General features: G+C 71.4%; 15 protein-coding genes. 9 read left to right on the forward strand and 6 right to left on the reverse strand.

What is annotated here, in order from left to right; translation table 11 throughout:
* Positions 1–109 precede the first annotated feature (109 nt).
* Positions 110–1,936: a bifunctional metallophosphatase/5'-nucleotidase gene (locus ACWDR3_RS05080; protein ID WP_450350891.1), complete on the reverse strand. Its 1,827-nt coding sequence runs from the start codon at positions 1,934–1,936 to the stop codon at positions 110–112.
* A gap of 340 nt (positions 1,937–2,276) precedes the next feature.
* On the opposite strand from ACWDR3_RS05080, the gene ACWDR3_RS05085 reads away from it, so the two are divergent.
* The 4 genes from ACWDR3_RS05085 to ACWDR3_RS05100 all read left to right on the forward strand — a co-directional run bounded on the left by ACWDR3_RS05085 (position 2,277) and on the right by ACWDR3_RS05100 (position 8,495).
* Positions 2,277–2,906 carry an LUD domain-containing protein gene (locus ACWDR3_RS05085; RefSeq protein ID WP_450350892.1) on the forward strand — a complete coding sequence of 210 codons (630 nt, stop codon included), beginning with the start codon at positions 2,277–2,279 and terminating at the stop codon, positions 2,904–2,906.
* 220 nt (positions 2,907–3,126) lie between these two features.
* A complete protein-coding gene (locus ACWDR3_RS05090) occupies positions 3,127–5,283 on the forward strand; it encodes a protein kinase domain-containing protein (RefSeq protein WP_450350893.1) in 2,157 nt (718 codons plus the stop codon).
* Positions 5,284–5,454: 171 nt separating this feature from the next.
* On the forward strand, positions 5,455–6,999 hold the full coding sequence (locus ACWDR3_RS05095) for a PstS family phosphate ABC transporter substrate-binding protein (RefSeq protein WP_450350895.1): 1,545 nt from the start codon (positions 5,455–5,457) through the stop codon (positions 6,997–6,999).
* Positions 7,000–7,079: 80 nt separating this feature from the next.
* Entirely contained in the window at positions 7,080–8,495 is a 1,416-nt protein-coding gene (locus ACWDR3_RS05100; protein ID WP_450350896.1) for a M20/M25/M40 family metallo-hydrolase, read from the forward strand.
* A gap of 24 nt (positions 8,496–8,519) precedes the next feature.
* On the opposite strand, the gene ACWDR3_RS05105 is transcribed toward ACWDR3_RS05100, so the two are convergent.
* Positions 8,520–9,125, reverse strand: coding sequence for a response regulator transcription factor (locus ACWDR3_RS05105; RefSeq protein WP_450350897.1), 606 nt, complete (start codon positions 9,123–9,125; stop codon positions 8,520–8,522).
* On the reverse strand, positions 9,122–10,351 hold the full coding sequence (locus ACWDR3_RS05110; protein ID WP_450350898.1) for a sensor histidine kinase: 1,230 nt from the start codon (positions 10,349–10,351) through the stop codon (positions 9,122–9,124). The genes ACWDR3_RS05105 and ACWDR3_RS05110 overlap by 4 nt, the downstream gene beginning before the upstream one ends.
* A gap of 200 nt (positions 10,352–10,551) precedes the next feature.
* On the opposite strand from ACWDR3_RS05110, the gene ACWDR3_RS05115 reads away from it, so the two are divergent.
* The gene (locus tag ACWDR3_RS05115) at positions 10,552–11,109 is read left to right on the forward strand and encodes a hypothetical protein (protein ID WP_450350899.1); all 558 of its coding nucleotides are present in this window, start codon (positions 10,552–10,554) and stop codon (positions 11,107–11,109) included.
* 59 nt (positions 11,110–11,168) lie between these two features.
* On the opposite strand, the gene ACWDR3_RS05120 is transcribed toward ACWDR3_RS05115, so the two are convergent.
* Complete coding sequence (locus ACWDR3_RS05120; protein ID WP_450350900.1) at positions 11,169–11,918, reverse strand: SLATT domain-containing protein; 750 nt, start codon at positions 11,916–11,918, stop codon at positions 11,169–11,171.
* Between the two features lie 251 nt (positions 11,919–12,169).
* Between ACWDR3_RS05120 and ACWDR3_RS05125 the strand changes: the two genes are divergently transcribed.
* The 4 genes from ACWDR3_RS05125 to ACWDR3_RS05140 all read left to right on the forward strand — a co-directional run bounded on the left by ACWDR3_RS05125 (position 12,170) and on the right by ACWDR3_RS05140 (position 14,568).
* Positions 12,170–12,517: a YbaB/EbfC family nucleoid-associated protein gene (locus ACWDR3_RS05125; RefSeq protein WP_402357362.1), complete on the forward strand. Its 348-nt coding sequence runs from the start codon at positions 12,170–12,172 to the stop codon at positions 12,515–12,517.
* Positions 12,518–12,642: 125 nt separating this feature from the next.
* Positions 12,643–13,242 (forward strand): recombination mediator RecR, encoded by a 600-nt coding sequence (recR, locus tag ACWDR3_RS05130; RefSeq protein WP_401719193.1) that lies wholly within the window; start codon positions 12,643–12,645, stop codon positions 13,240–13,242.
* Positions 13,235–13,894, forward strand: coding sequence for a DUF5063 domain-containing protein (locus ACWDR3_RS05135; RefSeq protein WP_401719191.1), 660 nt, complete (start codon positions 13,235–13,237; stop codon positions 13,892–13,894). Before recR ends, ACWDR3_RS05135 begins: the two co-directional genes overlap by 8 nt.
* Positions 13,895–14,070: 176 nt before the next feature.
* On the forward strand, positions 14,071–14,568 hold the full coding sequence (locus tag ACWDR3_RS05140) for an SgcJ/EcaC family oxidoreductase (RefSeq protein ID WP_450350902.1): 498 nt from the start codon (positions 14,071–14,073) through the stop codon (positions 14,566–14,568).
* Here ACWDR3_RS05140 and ACWDR3_RS05145 read toward each other — a convergent pair.
* Together ACWDR3_RS05145 and ACWDR3_RS05150 are read right to left on the reverse strand one after the other, a co-directional pair.
* Positions 14,534–15,820 (reverse strand): ATP-binding protein, encoded by a 1,287-nt coding sequence (locus ACWDR3_RS05145; RefSeq protein ID WP_450350904.1) that lies wholly within the window; start codon positions 15,818–15,820, stop codon positions 14,534–14,536. The two genes, ACWDR3_RS05140 and ACWDR3_RS05145, sit on opposite strands and share 35 nt — an antisense overlap.
* Positions 15,817–16,500, reverse strand: a complete 684-nt coding sequence (locus ACWDR3_RS05150; protein ID WP_450350906.1) for a response regulator transcription factor — start codon at positions 16,498–16,500, stop codon at positions 15,817–15,819. The genes ACWDR3_RS05145 and ACWDR3_RS05150 overlap by 4 nt, the downstream gene beginning before the upstream one ends.
* Between the last annotated feature and the right edge of the window lie 161 nt (positions 16,501–16,661).

Below are 16,661 nucleotides of genomic sequence, written 5' to 3' on the forward strand. Positions count from 1 at the left end.
CCCCCGAGGTGGATGCGTACTCCTGGGACCAGGGATACCGAGAACCCGTAAACGTCCGATAGACAGCGGACGGGACCGGCCGGATGGGCGGGGCGAGGTCGGGAACGGTCTAGAAGACGGAGGTTCCCGCCTGCGTCAGCCTCCAGTTGGTCGCCGCGAAGTCCGCCGGGTTCAGCTCGCCCTTGCCGACGACGTAGTCGATCATCAGCTGGCGGATCTCGTTGGTGGAGCTGTACGCGATGTCGGCGGCGGCGATGTGCGGGTAGCCCGAACCGCCGTTGGCGCGGTAGTTGTTGACGGCGACGACGAAGACCTGGTCGTCGGTGACGGCCGTGCCGTTGTAGGCCAGGTTCTTGATGCGGGAGCCCTCCGCCTGGGCGATGTCGATGTCGTAGGAGACACCGGCCGCCGTGTCGTACATGTAGTCCCAGAAGCTGTTGGCGTTCGTGAGGGTCGCCGTGTCCACCTTCGTGCCGGCCGGCACCTGGTGGTAGTACTTGGCCGCGTACTCCAGGTAGTCCTTGAGCTGGGCGCCCGTGAGCTTCTTGCCGTACAGGGTGTTGTCGTAGATGTAGAGCCCGGCGATGTCCTTGATGGTGACGTTGCCGGCCGGGATGTCGGCCGTGCGGGAGAAGGGCGCGGCGACCGAGATCAGCGGGAGGGCCGCGTCCGCCGTGGACAGGCCCGCCTTCACCGTCTGCGTCTGGACCTCGTGGATGAAGTCCATGATCGGGACGTCCTTCCAGCAGGACTCCGCCGCCGAGAGGTCCTCGGTACAGGTGCCGACGGCCGTGTTGACGTACTTCACGACCAACTCGTGGTCGGCTTCGAGGAGTTCGCGGATCTCCGGGTCCTCGTCCACGGTGTTGGGGTTGAGGGTCTGCGCGGTCTTGCTCGTGACCTTCCAACGACCGTGCTGCAGCTCGACCTCGAAGTCGAAGACGCTCAGCCGGTAGCCCCAGCAGTACGGCTCGGAGAGGAGCACGTCCTCGCCGGTCTTCTCGTTCTTGACGGTGTACGACGACACCTCGACGTGGGTGTGGCCGACGAGGATCGCGTCGATGCCGGGAACCTGCTCGGCGACGAGGTTCGACGCGTTCTCGATGTACGGGAGTTGGTCGCCGTAGGACGAGGAACCGTCGAGGCCGGAGTGGTCGGTGAGGAAGACGACGTCACAGCCGAGGGCGCGCAGCCGGGGCACGTACTTCTTCGCCTGCTCCACGAGCCCCGGGAAGACCATCTTCCCGCTGACGTTGTCCTTGTCCCAGATCGCGATGCCCGGGTTGGTGAGGCCGAGGATGCCGACCTTGATGTCCGGGGCGCCGGGCACACGGATCTTCTTCACCGTGTACGGCGCGAACGCGGGCCGCAGGGTCTTGGCGTCCAGCGCGTTGGCGCCGAGCAGCGGGAAACGGCACTGGCTCTCGAACTTGCGGAGCACGTCGATGCCGTAGTTGAACTCGTGGTTGCCGAGGGCGGCGGCGTCGTAGCGCATGTGGTTCATGGCCGTGGCCATCGGGTGCTTCGGGCCCCGCTTGCCGTCCGTCCCGGTGATCGGGTCGACGCGGGCGAAGTAGTAGGCCAGCGAGGTGCCTTGGATGATGTCACCGGCGTCGACGAGCAGCACATGGCCCTCGCCCTTCGCCTCGCGCTGCTGCTTGACGAGGGTCGCGACCCGGGCGACGCCGACGGAGTTGCCCTTGGTGTCCGAGTAGGCCTTGTCCAGGTAGTAGTCCCAGTCGAAGACATGGCTGTGCAGGTCGGTGGTGCCCAGGATCGAGAACGACCAGGTCTTCGGCGCCTTGTGGGGCTTGTGCGGCGTGCGGTCTGCCGCCTCGGCGGGCGCCGCGGCCACGGCCCCGGTGGCGGCGACGGCCGCCCCGGTGACGGCCGACTTCTTCACGAACTCCCGGCGGTTCATGGGACTGACGGGCATGGAAGGGCTCCTGGTGATGAGGGACGGAGTCAACGGGGGCGAAGCGTCTGCGGGATGTGCGTCTGCGGGAACTGCCGTGCGGCGGCACTACACGCGTAGATGCTTCTGGCTGGGCCCCGCACCAGGAACCAGGAACAGGCCATGTCCGGGTCAATTTCCGGACGGGGGGAGGGAAAGGAGTGGTCAATGGGGCGGGCGTCCTCGTGGAGCCGCTGGGCTGTCACCTCACATTCCGGGGCGCTGCGGAGTCGGACCTGTGAGACGGACACGCGTCGTCCAGATCTCCGGATCCTCAGATCCCGAGATCTGCAGATCCAGCGAACAGGGAGCCCCGTACGCCATGACCACCCAGACATCCGCGACATCGTTCACCGACCCCGCGCCCGACCGGCGACTGGAGCGGGCGGCCGCCGCGCTCATCGCGCACGGATTCGCCGTGGAGGTTCTCGACGACGTCGCCGCCGCGCGGAGCCGGGTCAAGGAGCTGATACCGGAGGGCGCCCGCGTGTTCACCGGTGCCAGCGAGAGCCTTCGGCTGTCCGGGATCGACGAGGACATCAACGCCGGTGGGCGGTACGAGGCCATCAGGCCACGCGTGTTGGCCATGGACCGGGCCACCGAGGCCGACGACATCCGGCGGCTGATCGCCAGTCCGGATGTGATCGTCGGCAGTGTCGCCGCGGTCACCGAGACCGGCTCCCTCGTGGTCGCCTCGGGCAGCGGGAGCCAACTGCCCGGTTACGCCGGCGGGGCCGCCCGGGCGATCTGGATCGTCGGGGCGCAGAAGGTCGTACCCGATCTGGAGACCGCGCTGCGGCGCGTCGAGGAGCACTGCCTTCCGCTGGAGAGCGCGCGTACGGAGGCGGCGTACGGGTGGCCCAGTGCCGTCAACCGGCTGCTCGTCCTCAACGCGGAGCACCAACCCGGACGCGGGACCGTCTTGTTGCTCCGCGAGGCCATCGGATTCTGAACCGCCCCGCTGAGCCGCTCCGCCGAACCGCTCCGCTGAGCCGCTCCGCTCCACCGCCCCGCCGAACCGCTCCACTGAACCGCCCCGCTCCACCGCCCCCTGTACCGCCCGCTGTTACGGAACCGTAGACACCGCTCCCGCCATCTCCCCCCGCGCCCGCACTATTCTCGATCTGTCGCACAGGGGCGTAATGGGGTATTTCGGGGGAGGCGGCGCGCGGATGGACGAACTGGGTGCCGGGGATCCACAGCGGATCGGGGCGTATCGACTGCTCGCCCGGCTGGGGGCCGGCGGGATGGGGCACGTGTATCTCGCGCGCTCGGAGCGCGGCCGTACCGTCGCGGTGAAGCTGGTGCGGGGCGAGTTGGCCGAACAGGAGGAGTTCCGGGCGCGGTTCCGGCAGGAGGTGCAGGCCGCGCGGCAGGTCGGCGGGTACTGGACGGCGCCCGTGCTGGACGCCGACACCGAGGCCGCCGTGCCGTGGGTGGCCACCGGATATGTCGCCGGGCCCAGCCTTGAGCAGGTCGTCGGGCACGATCACGGGGCGCTGCCCGAGCGGTCGGTGCGGATCCTGGCCGCCGGGCTCGCGCACGCGCTCCAGGACATCCACGCCGCCGGGATCGTGCACCGGGACCTGAAGCCTTCCAACGTGCTGGTGACCATCGACGGGCCGCGCGTCATCGACTTCGGGATCGCCCGGGCGCTGGAGACCGTGGCCGAGGCCGGGCTCACCCGCACCGGCGCGCTCGTCGGGTCGCCCGGCTTCATGGCGCCCGAGCAGGTGCGCGGCGACCGGATCACGCCCGCGTGCGACGTCTTCTGCCTCGGCTCGGTGCTGGCGTACGCGGCCACCGGGCACCTGCCGTTCGGCAGCACGAGCAGCGGTGTGCACGCGCTGATGTTCCGGATCGCCCAGGAGGAACCCGACCTCACGGGTGTGCCCGAGGGCATCGCCGACCTCGTACGGGACTGTCTGAAGAAGGACCCCGCCGCCCGGCCTTCGCTGGAGCGGATCCTGGAGCGCACCGGCGCCGAGGACACCGTCTCCGACGGCCGCTCCCGCGACCCGTGGCTGCCGAGCGCACTGGTGGCCCAACTCGGGCGGCACGCCGTCCGGTTGCTGGACGCGGAGAACCCGACGGGGCCCGCGGGGGCCGATCTGGAGAAGGCGGCGCCGGAGAGTCCGCCGAAGCCGCCCGCGTATCCGCCGGGGGCGCCGGAGCGTCCGTCCGGGCCGCCCGGGTACCCGCCCGCGGGGCCGGAGCACGCCCCCGGCGCATCCGAGGCCTCGCCCGAACACGCCTCCGCCGCCGACTCGGTGGGCGACTCCGCCGCCAACTCCGGTTCGCAGTCGGGTAGTTCGCCCGACGGTCCGCCACCGCCGGGACAGCCGGGGAACGGGCCGTCGCTCAACCACCTGCCCACCATGGCCGTGGGGCAGGGCGACGGCAGGCCCCCGACCCCCGCGCCGGGCGCGGGCCCGTCCGCCGGTGCCTTCGGCGCTGCCCAGTCCGCCCCCGCCGGCTCCGGATACGGGCACCCCCAGCCGCACCCGCACACCCCGGCCCAGGGCCACCCCCAACAGCCCGCCGCCTACGGCGATCCCCAGCACCCCGGGGCCTACGGCTACCCGCAACAGCCGGGGGCGTACGGCTATCCCCAGCAGCCTCCGGGCTACGGCTACCCCCAGCAGGGCGCTCTCGGCGGCACCCCGCCCTACGGCCCCACCCCGCCGTACGGACCCGGCGGGCCCACCCCGCCCTTCGGGCCGACGCCGTTCCTGCCGGCCGAGCCGGCGCCGCGCCGCAACGGGCGGTCCACGGCGGCGCTCGTCGCGGTCGCGCTGGTCGTCGCGCTGGGCGCCGGCGCCTCGGTCTACGCCCTCATGAACGGCGGCGGAGACAAGGCCGACGGCAAGCCGTCCGCCGCCCCGAGCACCAGCGCGTCCGAGGCACCCGGGCCGACTAGTCCGGACCCGTCCCGGGCGAGCACGTCCCCGACCGCCTCCGCCTCCACGCCCGCCGACGGCGCTGTCCCCACCGGGTACTTGGGTACCTGGACGACGACGATCACCAACGCCGACGGCGAGAACACCCGCACGCTCACCATCCGGCAGGGCGAGGTCGGCGACCCCGTCCTGTCCCTGATCGCCGACGGCCCCACCAGCAACGGCAGCTACCACTGCGTCTTCTCGGCGACCCTGACCCAACAACCCTCCGCCGACGGCCCGTTGGACATCGGCCCGTCCACGGTGACCTCCGGCGATTCCGGCAACTGCGCGCCGGGCGACCCCACCGAGATCACCCTGCTCGCGGACGGCAGCCTGGAACGCGTCAACACCAGCAACGGGGAGAAGCTCACGTACAGCAGGCAGTGAGGGGTGCGGCCGGGCGTGAGGTGTGCGGCCGGGAGTGCGGTCTGCGGCCGGGCGTGAGGTGTGCGGCTGGGCGTGCTGTGAAGTGGCGTTTCCTGTGAGGTAGTTGAACGTACGGCGAACTTCGGTTCCCGCACACGCACCGTGCGCCTTCACAGCCGTACGGTGACGCCGGTGGACTGGCTGAGCGCAGAGAACGTCGTGGCCGTCGGCACCGCGGTGCTCGGCATATTCGCGTCCGGGATCATGGTCTGGTACGAACGCCGGGTCCCGCGCCGCAAACGCATCGGCTACCGCGTCCAGATGGACAACCCGATAGGCGACGACGTCCGCCTGGGCCGGGCCAACGTCCGGCTCGGCCTCTTCGACGAGGCGCCCGGCATGACCGACGCCACCCTCGTGCTGATCCGCGTCGAGAACGACGGCTCGCAGGGCATCGACCGCGACGACTACACCAGTCCCGAAGTCCACGGCCTGACCGCGGTGTTCACCGACCGCACCATCCGCGGGGTCTCGGTCACCCAGCCCTCCGACACCGACCACCTGATGGACCACTTCACCCCGGCCCGCGGCTTCGGCTACGACGGCAACACCCTGCGCATCCCGCGCGTCCCGCTCAACCACGGCGACCACTTCAAACTGCTCGTGCTGCTCTCCGGCGGCGATGTGGGCAGCGAGATCCGGCTCTTCGGCGGCATCCGCGAGGGCGAGGTGCACCCCAACCGCAGTGCCACGCCGGACGAGGTGCCCCCGCTGTTCAGCCGGGCCGCACGGCTGATCTCCATCATGCTCACCGTCAGTGTGCTCACCCTGGCCACGATCGTCGTCGTCCGCGACGACAACCCGCCCCCGATCGGCTGTGAGACCGGCACCCTGCGGATCACCGGCTCGACGGCCTTCGAGCCGGTGGTGCGGGAACTGGCCAATTCCTACGAGAAGAAGTGCCCGGACTCCGACATCTCCCTGGACTCGCGCGGCAGTTCGGCCGGTGTCAACGGGCTCGCCGAACTGAGCGCCACGTCGAAGAAGGCCGCGCGCTCGGTGATCGCCTTCTCCGACGGTCCCGCGGCCGGTGTGTCCGACCGGCTGGTCAGCCGCGAAGTCGCCCTGTCCGCCTTCACGTTGGTCGTCAACGACGGCATCGGGCTGACCAAGGGCCTCACCCTGGAGGACGTGCGGCGCATCTACCGCGGCGAGGTGACACGCTGGCGGCAGCTCGACCCCGCCCTGCCGGACCGCCCCATCGTCCTGGTCAGCCGCAACGCCGACTCCGGGACCCGGCAGATCTTCCAGAGCCGGGTGCTCGATTCCTGGGAGCGGGTGCCGAGCACCTCCCTGGACTGCCTCCACAAGGACGACGCGTCCGCGCCCATCATGCGCTGCGAACTCGACTCCACGGAGGACGTGCTGGCCAAGGTCGCCGCCATCCCTGGCGCGATCGGCTACAGCGAGGTCACCCTCGCGACCGGCCGCAAGGGCGTACGGACGGTCTCCCTCGACGGCGCCGCGCCCTCCATCACGGACATCGAGTTCGGCCGCAGCGACTACCCCTACCGGGGCGTGGAGTACGCCTACACCTACGACCGCCCGAGCGACGGCTCCCTGGCCGCCGCCTTCCTCTCCTACATCACCGGAGCCACCGGCGAGAACGCCATCCGCGGCCACGGCCACCTGCCGTGCTCGGCGGCGGCGGTGGTGCGACTGTGCGCGGAGGGCTAGGACAGGTCCGTAGGCGCCCTTGTCCCATGCTGGCGTGTCCATGACGATGGCCGGAGGCATTCGCGGCCACAGGAGGACACATGCGTCCCAGCCCCACCAGGAGAACGGTTCTGACGGCCACGGCGGCGAGCGCCGCGGCGACCGCGGCGGCGACGCTGGGCACGGCCTCCGCGGCCGAGGCGGCCCCCGCGCACACCCGCCCGCCGGCCACCGCACAGCTCCCGACCCGTGAACTCCGCGCCCTGCTGCGGGAGATCGACCCGGCCCGCATCGAGGCGACGGTCCGCAAGCTCGTCTCCTTCGGCACCCGCCACACCCTCTCCGTCCAGGACGACCCGGCCCGCGGGATCGGCGCGGCCCGCGACTGGCTGCTCGCCGAACTCCGCTCCTACGCGGCCGCGTCCGGTGGCCGGATGACGGCCGAACTCCAGTCGTACGTCCAGGAACCCGCCTCCCGCATCCCCACCGCCACGAAGATCACGAACGTGCTCGCGACCCTGCGCGGCTCGGTGACTCCCGAACGCGTCTACGTCGTCTCCGGGCACTACGACTCCCGCGTCACCGACGTCATGGACGCCACCTCCGACGCGCCGGGCGCGGACGACGACGCCTCCGGGGTGGCCGTGGTCCTGGAGCTGGCCCGGGTGATGGCCCGGCGCCGGCCGGCGGCGACGATCGTGTTCGCGGCGGTGGCGGGGGAGGAGCAGGGGCTGTACGGATCGGCGTACATGGCCCAGCAGTTGAAGGCGGCCGGCACCGATGTGCAGGGCATGTTCACGAACGACATCGTGGGCAGCCCGACCGCCGACGACGGCACGAAGGACCCGTACGCGATTCGGCTGTTCACCGAGGGTGTGCCCTCCTCGGAGACGGCCGCGCAGGCCGCGCTGCGCCGCTCGGTGGGCGGCGAGAACGACTCCGCGACCCGTCAACTCGCCCGGTTCGTCAGGGATGTGGCCGACAACGACGCCACCGGTATGCACGTCCGTGTCGTCTACCGCCGGGACCGCTATCTCCGCGGCGGCGACCAGATCCCCTTCCTGGAGCGTGGCTACCCGGCCGCCCGCTTCACCGAACCGGCCGAGGACTACGCCCACCAGCACCAGGACGTGCGCATCGACGAGACCGGCAAGCAGTACGGCGACCTGCCCGAGTTCTGCGACTTCGGCTACGTCGGCCGGGTGGCCCGGGTCAACGGCGCGGCCCTGTGGACCCTGGCGCAGGCGCCGGGCACCCCGCGCGGCGCGAAGATCGTCACCAGCGCGCTCACCAACTCCACGACTCTGGTGTGGAGTCGGGGCACCGAACCCGACCTCGCCGGCTACGAGGTCGTCTGGCGCGAGACGACGGCACCGGAGTGGACGCATGTGCTGCCCGCCGGTGACGTGACGACGTACGAGGTGGATCTGTCGAAGGACAACGTGTTCTTCGGGGTGCGGGCGGTGAACCGGCAGGGGTTGCGCAGCCCGGTGGCGTTCCCCGACCCGCAGTCGTGAGGCGGGCGTTGCGAGGCGGCGGAGTCAGATCCAGCCCTGCTGCCAGGCGTGGTGGGCGGCGGCGTGCCGGGTGGGGGCGTTGAGCTTGGCCATGGCGGCGGAGAGGTAGTTGCGGACCGTGCCCGGCGCGAGGTGCACCACGGTGGCGATCTCGGCGACCGACGCTCCGGTGCGGGCCGCGGTCAGCACCTCCAACTCCCGTTCGCTGAGCGGGCAGTCGTCCTCGGTGAGGGCGGACGCGGCGATCTCGGGATCGACGTAGCGGCGGCCCGCGGCGATGTCCCGGACGATCTCCGCGAGCCGCGCCGCGGACGTCGTCTTGGGCACGAACCCGCTGACCCCGGCGGCCAGCGCCCGGCGCAGCACGGCGGGTCTGGCATGCCGGGTGACCAGGACGATCCGGGTGGGCAGACCGGCGGCCCGCAGCTCCCCGGCCGCGAACAGGCCGTCGGCGGGCGGCATTTCGAGATCGAGCACGGCGATGTCGGGGCGGGTCTCCAGGGCCAGCCGCACCGCGTCGGTGGTGGTGGCCGCCTCCGCGACCACGACGAGGTCGTCCTCCAGGGCCAGCAAGGCGACCAGCGCGCTGCGCAGCAGATCCTCGTCATCGGCGATGAGCACGCGGATCACCGCCGCTCCTTTCCCGTTCGGTCCCGCCCCGGCCCGTCCTTCCGCAGCCCGTCCCCTTGCACGGGCAGCGTGGCCGTCACCGTGAAGCGGTCCCCGTTCCGGTCCCACGTCAACTCGCCGTCCGCCGCCCGCAGTCGTTCGGCGAGGGTGGTGAGGCCGGTGCCGTCGGAGCTCGCGCCGGCCTCCTCGGCTCCGTCGTTGCCGATCCGGAGCCGGGCGCTGCCGTCGGTGACGCGATAGTCGACGTCGGCGTGCCGGGCGGTGCTGTGCCGCAGCACGTTCGTGGTGGCCTCGCGCATCACCAGGCCGAGCAAGTGGCGGGCGGTGGCGGGCAGTTCCTCGGCGCCGGGTGCCTGGTCCGTGCGGGCGTCGATGCCGGCCGCGGTCAGCACGCGGGTGGCGTTGGCGATCTCGTCGTCCAGCGTCGTACGCCGGTACCCCTGCACCACGGCCCGCGTGTCCCGCAGCGCGTCCGCGCACAGCTGCCGTACCTCCTGCATCTCGGCGGACGCGCGCGCCGGGTCCGTGCCGGTGAGCCGGGACGCCAACTCCGCCTTGAGGGCGATCACTTGGAGGTGGTGTCCCTGGATGTCGTGCAGGTCCCCGGCGAACCGCAGCCGCTCGTCCTTGACCGCCAGCTCCGCCTCCAGCCGCCGCGCCCGGTCCAGCCGCCCGGCCACGTCCCACGCCCACAGCGGCCCGAGCATCATCCACACGGTGAACACGACCAGCCCCGCCGGGAACAGCGCCGCATGCACCGACTCCCCGTCCCCCGCGGCCAGACTCACCGCCGCGCCGGGCACGAGCGCGCCGGACGTGGCGCCGGCCACGAGCAACCGCCGTGCGGGGACGGGCAGATACGTCGCGGCGATGGCGACCGTGACCGCGGGGGCGATCGCCCACAGGCCGTAGTTGTGCCGGGCCAGCGGGAGGACGGCCAGGACGAGGGCGGCGCAGCCCGCGGCGAGCAGCCATGCCCGGCGGGGCCGCGCGGGCAGCTCGGGACCCACGGTCAGCAGATCGCCGAGCAGGACGACCGTCGCCACGACCTCGACGACGAGCGCGGGGGCGGCCGGCGCACGGGCCCAGAGAGGCACGTCGCCGTCCAGGATCCAGGCGCCGTAGGTGAGCACCAGCAGTACGACGGTGGTGCCCGGCACGGCCCACCAGGTGTAGCGACGGAAGCTCGTCAGCCCCGCCGCGCGGTCCCTCGGCCCGTCCTCCACGCGGTCATTGTGACAGCGGACGGACTGTCCGGTCAGTGCCGAACACCCTTGTCCCGCATGACAGATGTCATTCGGGGACGTGTGGGTCCGGCACTACTGAGGGTGCGGCGAGAGGGCCAGGCTGAGGAATCCAGATACCCCTCCCCGGTATATCGACCCTCAGGTGGGCGACCGGGAATCCGCGCAGGAACGGAGATGTCATGAAGTCCGACCTCGTCCGCCGCTGGCCCACGGCCCTGGCCCTTCTCCTCGCCGCCGCCGTGATCGCCGCCGGCTCCGGTGACGACCTCGGTGACGCCGTGAGCGGCTACGCCGACGCCCTCCCCCTGCTCCCCCTCCTCTACGTGGTCATCAGCCAGCTCGGCCGACCCCGCCTGACCTGGCCCGTGCTCGGCGCCGGCGTGGTGCTCCTGTTCGGCCTCGGGGCGCAGGACGCGGTCCCGGCCGGCGGCGCCATGATCGTCGTAGCGCTGGGGGTGCTGCTGTGGGGCATGCTGCGCGGGTCTCCGCACGGTGGGGCCGTGCTGGGCGTGCAGGTGGCCGGTGCGGTCGTCTTCGGGGCGTTGGCCGTGGCGGGACTGGTGGTCGACGCGGACCTGGGGCGGTACCTGGTGGCGGCGGGCTGGTTCGGCCACGGTGTGTGGGACCTGGCCCATCTGCGCCTGGCCAGGCTCAAGGGCGTGGTGGCGCCGACGTTCGCGGAGTGGTGCGCGGTCGTGGACATCGCAGTCGCGGTGGAGCTGCTGTTCCTGCGGTGAGCGTGCCGCTGGCTGTCAGTGCGGTGACCGTGCCGGTGTCCACGCGGCGACCGTGTGGGTCACCTCGGCTCCGGCGGTCGCTGTCTCGGCATGTTCGGGCGGGCGTTCGGGCCCGGGGGCATGGGGAAGCGGCCCTGGGGGGCGCCGGCGTCCGGGCGGGCCGTGGCCGCGACCGCCGACTGGATGCCCATGGGGGCCGTGCCGGTGCGGAACTCGACCATCCAGTCCGCGGTCTCCGTACGCACCAGCTCGGTCACGTCCTCCGAGAACCGCCGCAGCACCCCCAGGCACCGCTCCGCCGCCTCGCTCGCGGTGCCGTCCGCCGGGCCCAGCATCTCCCGCACGTTCTCCGTGGCCCACTCGAACTGAAGTGCCTGAAGTCGGCGCTGCACCGCCTGCGCGGTCGCCACGTCCCTTATCCAGCCGGACGTCAGCCCGAAGAACCGGTCCGCGGCCACGCAGGCCACCGCGAGCAGCAGCGCGAGATAGCCCCAGGGGGCGGCTCCGGGGAGCGCGCCGGTCAGGTCGAGCAGCGGCAGCGCGGCGGCCGTGACCGCGCCCGTCGCCGCCCCGGCCCGCAGCGCCCGCGCGCCCCGCCGCTTCCACACCCGGTCCGCGAGATACCAGGACGCCGTCTCCAGCGCCCCGCGCTCCACCCACCGGTACAGCTCGTGCAGCCGCTCGGCGGGCTCGCCCCAGTCCCCGAGCGGAAAGGCCCGCCCGGTCAGATCGCCCGGCCGCAGCCCGGCCGCGCCCTCGCCCCGCCCGTCCTGAGGCGGACCCTCGGGCTGCATCTCCGGCTGACCCACCCGGCGCTCCCTAACTGATCGGTCACCCTGCGTGACGCCTGATGCTGATGTGCCGGGACCCTTCCTACCGCCCAATGGGTGGCGAAGGGGGAGCTTTGACGGCTTTTCCGCCCGGAAGAGGCCCTTGATCAGGTATAGGCCTCGCGATCAAACCACTCGAAAGAGTGCCGGGGCGATGCCTGCGCGGAGCACGTAGGCTCGTGCCGAGCGGGAAGACCGCCCGACGACCGTACGGACCAAGGAGCTGAATCGTGATCCCCGGTGGTGGCCAGCCGAACATGCAGCAGCTGCTGCAGCAGGCGCAGAAGATGCAGCAGGACCTGGCACGCGCGCAGGAGGAACTCGCACAGACCGAGGTGGACGGTCAGGCGGGCGGTGGCCTGGTGAAGGCGACCGTGACCGGCGCCGGTGAGCTGCGGGCCCTGAAGATCGACCCCAAGGCGGTGGACCCGGACGACACCGAGACCCTCGCGGACCTGATCATCGCGGCGGTCCAGGCGGCGAACGAGAACGCGCAGAACCTCCAGCAGCAGAAGCTGGGCCCGCTGGCCCAGGGCCTCGGTGGCGGCGGCAGCGGCATCCCGGGCCTCCCGTTCTGAGACCGGCCCCGCCTCTCGGAGACCGGGCCCGTCCGTTCCGCGGCCGGGTCCGCCTATCTAAGAGGGGCCGCGGCCAACTACCGTACGTACCGTAAGGAACCACCCCCAGGAAGGACGGCAGTCCGTTGTACGAAGGCGTGGTGCAGGACCTCATCGACGAACTGGGGCGGTTGCCCGGCGTCGGTCCCAAGAGCGCCCAGCGCATCGCCTTCCACATCCTGCAGGCGGAGCCGACCGACGTACGTCGTCTCGCGCAGTGCCTGATGGAGGTCAAGGCGAAGGTCCGCTTCTGCGCGACCTGCGGCAATGTCGCGCAGGAGGAGCTGTGCAACATCTGCCGGGACAGCCGCCGCGACCTCACCGTCATCTGCGTGGTCGAGGAGCCCAAGGACGTGGTCGCGATCGAGCGGACCCGTGAGTTCCGCGGCCGCTACCACGTGCTCGGCGGCGCGATCAGCCCCATCGAGGGGGTCGGCCCCGACGACCTGCGTATACGAGAACTTCTCGCGCGGTTGGCCGACGGGACGGTTACGGAACTGATCCTTGCGACGGACCCGAATCTGGAAGGCGAGGCCACGGCCACGTACCTCGCCCGCATGATCAAGCCCATGGGCCTCAAGGTCACCCGCCTGGCCAGCGGCCTCCCGGTGGGTGGCGACCTGGAATACGCGGACGAGGTGACCCTCGGCCGCGCCTTCGAGGGGAGACGACTCCTAGATGTCTGACGCCAAGCTGCACGCCACAGCGCAGGACCCGGACGACTTCGCGGTCCAGATCGCGGACCAGGTCGAGAGCTTCCTGGTGGCCACCGCGGAGGTGGCGAAGGGCGACGAGCCGGGCTCGGCCGTGCCCTTCCTCCTCCTGGAGGTCTCCCAGCTGCTCCTGGCCGGCGGCCGCCTGGGCGCGCACGAGGACATCGTCCCCGACGAGCGCTACGAGCCCGACCTGGGCCCGGAGGCGGACGTGGACGAGCTCCGCGAGAACCTCGCGCGCCTGCTGGAGCCGATCGACGTCTACTCCGAGGTCTTCGACCCCTACGAGCCCAGCAAGTCCCGGGTCCCGGCGCGGATCTCCGACGACCTCGCCGACGTCATCGCCGACCTCCGCCACGGCATGGCCCACTACCGGGCCGGCCGGGTCACGGAGGCCCTGTGGTGGTGGCAGTTCTCCTACTTCTCCAACTGGGGCTCCACCGCCTCCGCGACCCTGCGCGCCCTGCACTCCGTCCTCGCCCACATCCGCCTCGACCAGCCCCTGGAAGAACTGGACGGCCTCGACACGGACCAGGGCATGGGCGACGAGACCCTCGAATTCGAGGCGGGCAAGGTGATGGTGGAGGAGATCGCGGAACCGCTGGGCCTGCGCTCGGCGAAGTAGCCCCCGGCCCGAGAAGGGCCGGGCGGGATCCGGTGCGCGCCTTGTGTCATCAGGCGCGCACCGTGCGTGAATTGGCAACGCCCTGGACGTCTCCTGTACGTCGGCTGCACGGGCGCTAACCGGCACGAAGCGAGTCTTGAGTCATCCCAACAGACACCAGATCAACTGGAGTTGTGATGACTCGCCCCATCAGCAGGCGCGCGGCCGTCGTCGCCGTCACCACCGTCGTGGCCCTCGGCACCACCGGCACCCTCGTCGCGACCGCCGGGCCCCAGCGCGATGCCAAGCCCACCAAGAAGCAGATAGCCGCTCTCTTCGACGGCTGGAACGCCGCGCTGCAGACCGGTGACCCGAAGAAGGTCGCGGACCGGTACGCGCCGGACGCCGTGCTGCTGCCCACCGTGTCCAACGAGATCCGCACCGATCGCGCCGAGATCGTCGACTACTTCGAGCACTTCCTGCCGAACAAGCCGGTCGCGAAGAAGGTCGAGACGTACATCAACGTCCTCGACAGCAACTCGGCCATCGACGCCGGTGCTTACGACATCACGCTCACCGACCCGAAGACCGGTGACAAGCGGGTCGTCGAGGCCCGTTACACGTACGAGTACGAGAAGCGCGGCGGCACGTGGCTGATCGTCAACCACCACTCCTCGGTGATGCCCGAAGGGTGATGACCACCGACAGTCCGGTCCCGGGAGCGTCCCGCAGGGTCACCGTGCCGCCGTCGTCCGTCACCAACTGGCGTACGACGGCGAGGCCCAGGCCCGAACCGGTGCGCCCGGTGAGGCCCTGACCGCGCCAGAAGCGGTCGAAGGCGCGGGACTTGTCCGCGTCGGACATGCCGGGGCCCTCGTCCGTCACCGACAACTCCACCTCGTCGCCCCGGGATTGGGCACTCACGGTGATCGTCGCGCCGTCCGGTGACACCTCCAGGGCGTTGGAGAGCACGTTGTCCAGCACCTGTTCGAGATGGCCGGGGCTGGCCAGCGCGGACGGGCGGCCGTCCGCGAACCCCTTGAGCGCGATGGTGACTCCGCGCTCGTCGGCGGCCGGCCGCCACACCGAGAGCCGCTCGCGCACGATGTCCGTGAGCGGCAGCGGCTCGGCCGCGGTCACCTTCGCCTCGGCCCGCGCCAGCACCAGCAGTCCGTTGACCAGCCGGCTCATCCGGACGACCTCGGCCGTCGCCTGCTCCACGTCCTCCCGTACGAACTCGTCGTCCGTGCCGTCCGCGATGTTGTCCAGCGAGAGCCGCAACGCCGTGAGCGGGGTGCGGAGTTGGTGGGAGGCGTCGGCCACGAAGATGCGCTGCGAGGCGATGAGGGTGTCGAGGCGTTCGGCGCCCTGGTTCAGGGTGCGGGCGAGTGTCTGTGTCTCGTGCGGGCCCGTCACGGGGGAGCGGGCCGTCAGGTCGCCGTCGCTGAACTTGCTCGCCATGTCGTTGAGTTGGCGCAGGGGGCGGGTGAGACGACGGGCGACGAGCGCGCCCAGTCCGGCTGCCACGGCCAGGACCCCTACCGCGAGGAACGCCCGGAAGCCCCAGATCTGCCAGAGCCGCCGGGTCAGGTCGGAGGTCGGGTAGGTGATGCGGACGGCGCCGACCGTCCGGCCGTCGCGCCGCGCCGGTGCCGTCACCTCCAGCTTTCCGTCGCCCCAGTGCGTCGCGGTCTTGGCGCGTGACGCGGGCAGTACCTCGGCCGTGCCGGGGGTCTCCTGCGCGTACGCCACCACCATGCGGTCCAGGGCCGCGCGCGAGGCGGCGTCGCCGCTCAGCAGCAGCGCCATCGTCCTCGCCTCGCGCCGCACCGACTGCTCGGTGTCGCCCCGGAGTTGGGCGGTCAGCGTGAAGGCGACGGGCACGGTGAAGGCCGTCAGCGCCACGGCCACCAACAAGACGTAGCTGACGATCAGTTGGCGGATCATGAGGCCGGAGGCCCGTCGATGATCTCCAGGCGGAAGCCCACTCCCCGTACCGCCTCGATGGTGATCGCGCCCGCCAACTTCCGCCGCAGCGCGGCCACATGGACGTCGAGCGTCTTGGTCGGCCCGAACCAGTTCGCGTCCCAGACCGCCTCCATGATCTGCTCGCGCGACATCAGCGCGCCGGGCTCCTCGGTGAGGAAGGCCAGCAGGTCGTACTCCTTGGGGGCGAGCGCCACCTCCGTGCCGTCCAGGCGGACCCGGGCGGCCTTGCGGTCGAGGGTGAGGCGCGGGCCGTAGCGGTCGGGACCGGCGGAGGCGTCGGCGGGCGGCTGCACGCGGCGCAGCACCGCCCTTATCCGCGCGATGACCTCCCGCACCCCGAACGGCTTGGAGACGTAGTCGTCCGCGCCGATCTCCAGGCCCACCACTCGGTCCGTCTCGTCGCTGCGCGCGCTGATCACGATGATCGGCACGCTCCCGCGCAGCCGCAGCGCCTTGCAGACGTCGAGCCCGTCGGTGTCGGGCAGCCCGAGGTCGAGGAGGACGACGTCGTAGGGGGCGGAGTGGGCCAGGGCGGCGGCGCCCGTGGTGACCCAGTCGACCTCGAAGCCGTACCGGACCAGTCCGCGCCGCAGCGACTCGGCGACCGGCTCATCGTCTTCCACCAGGAGTACGCGCACAGTCGCACACCCTATTGCTTGAAACTTAATTCACAGCGTTCACTTGTGACGCTCGGCACTTTTCCCGGCCCGTTCAAGTGGGCATGCGCTGACCTGGGCGTCCGAATCTCACGATGCGATACCGCGGAAGCGAAATTCGGGTGCTCGATAGACTGAGCCGA

It is taken from the genome of Streptomyces sp. NPDC001002 (genome assembly GCF_053599215.1).

Excerpts from the sequence above, each read along its gene's own strand:
- ACWDR3_RS05090 (WP_450350893.1), top strand. The coding sequence starts at position 3,127 with ATGGACGAACTGGGTGCCGGGGATCCACAGCGGATCGGGGCGTATCGA.
- ACWDR3_RS05085 (WP_450350892.1), top strand. The coding sequence starts at position 2,277 with ATGACCACCCAGACATCCGCGACATCGTTCACCGACCCCGCGCCCGAC.
- ACWDR3_RS05080 (WP_450350891.1), bottom strand. The coding sequence starts at position 1,936 with ATGCCCGTCAGTCCCATGAACCGCCGGGAGTTCGTGAAGAAGTCGGCC.
- ACWDR3_RS05100 (WP_450350896.1), top strand. The coding sequence starts at position 7,080 with ATGCGTCCCAGCCCCACCAGGAGAACGGTTCTGACGGCCACGGCGGCG.
- ACWDR3_RS05145 (WP_450350904.1), bottom strand. The coding sequence starts at position 15,820 with ATGATCCGCCAACTGATCGTCAGCTACGTCTTGTTGGTGGCCGTGGCG.
- ACWDR3_RS05115 (WP_450350899.1), top strand. The coding sequence starts at position 10,552 with ATGAAGTCCGACCTCGTCCGCCGCTGGCCCACGGCCCTGGCCCTTCTC.
- ACWDR3_RS05135 (WP_401719191.1), top strand. The coding sequence starts at position 13,235 with ATGTCTGACGCCAAGCTGCACGCCACAGCGCAGGACCCGGACGACTTC.
- ACWDR3_RS05140 (WP_450350902.1), top strand. The coding sequence starts at position 14,071 with ATGACTCGCCCCATCAGCAGGCGCGCGGCCGTCGTCGCCGTCACCACC.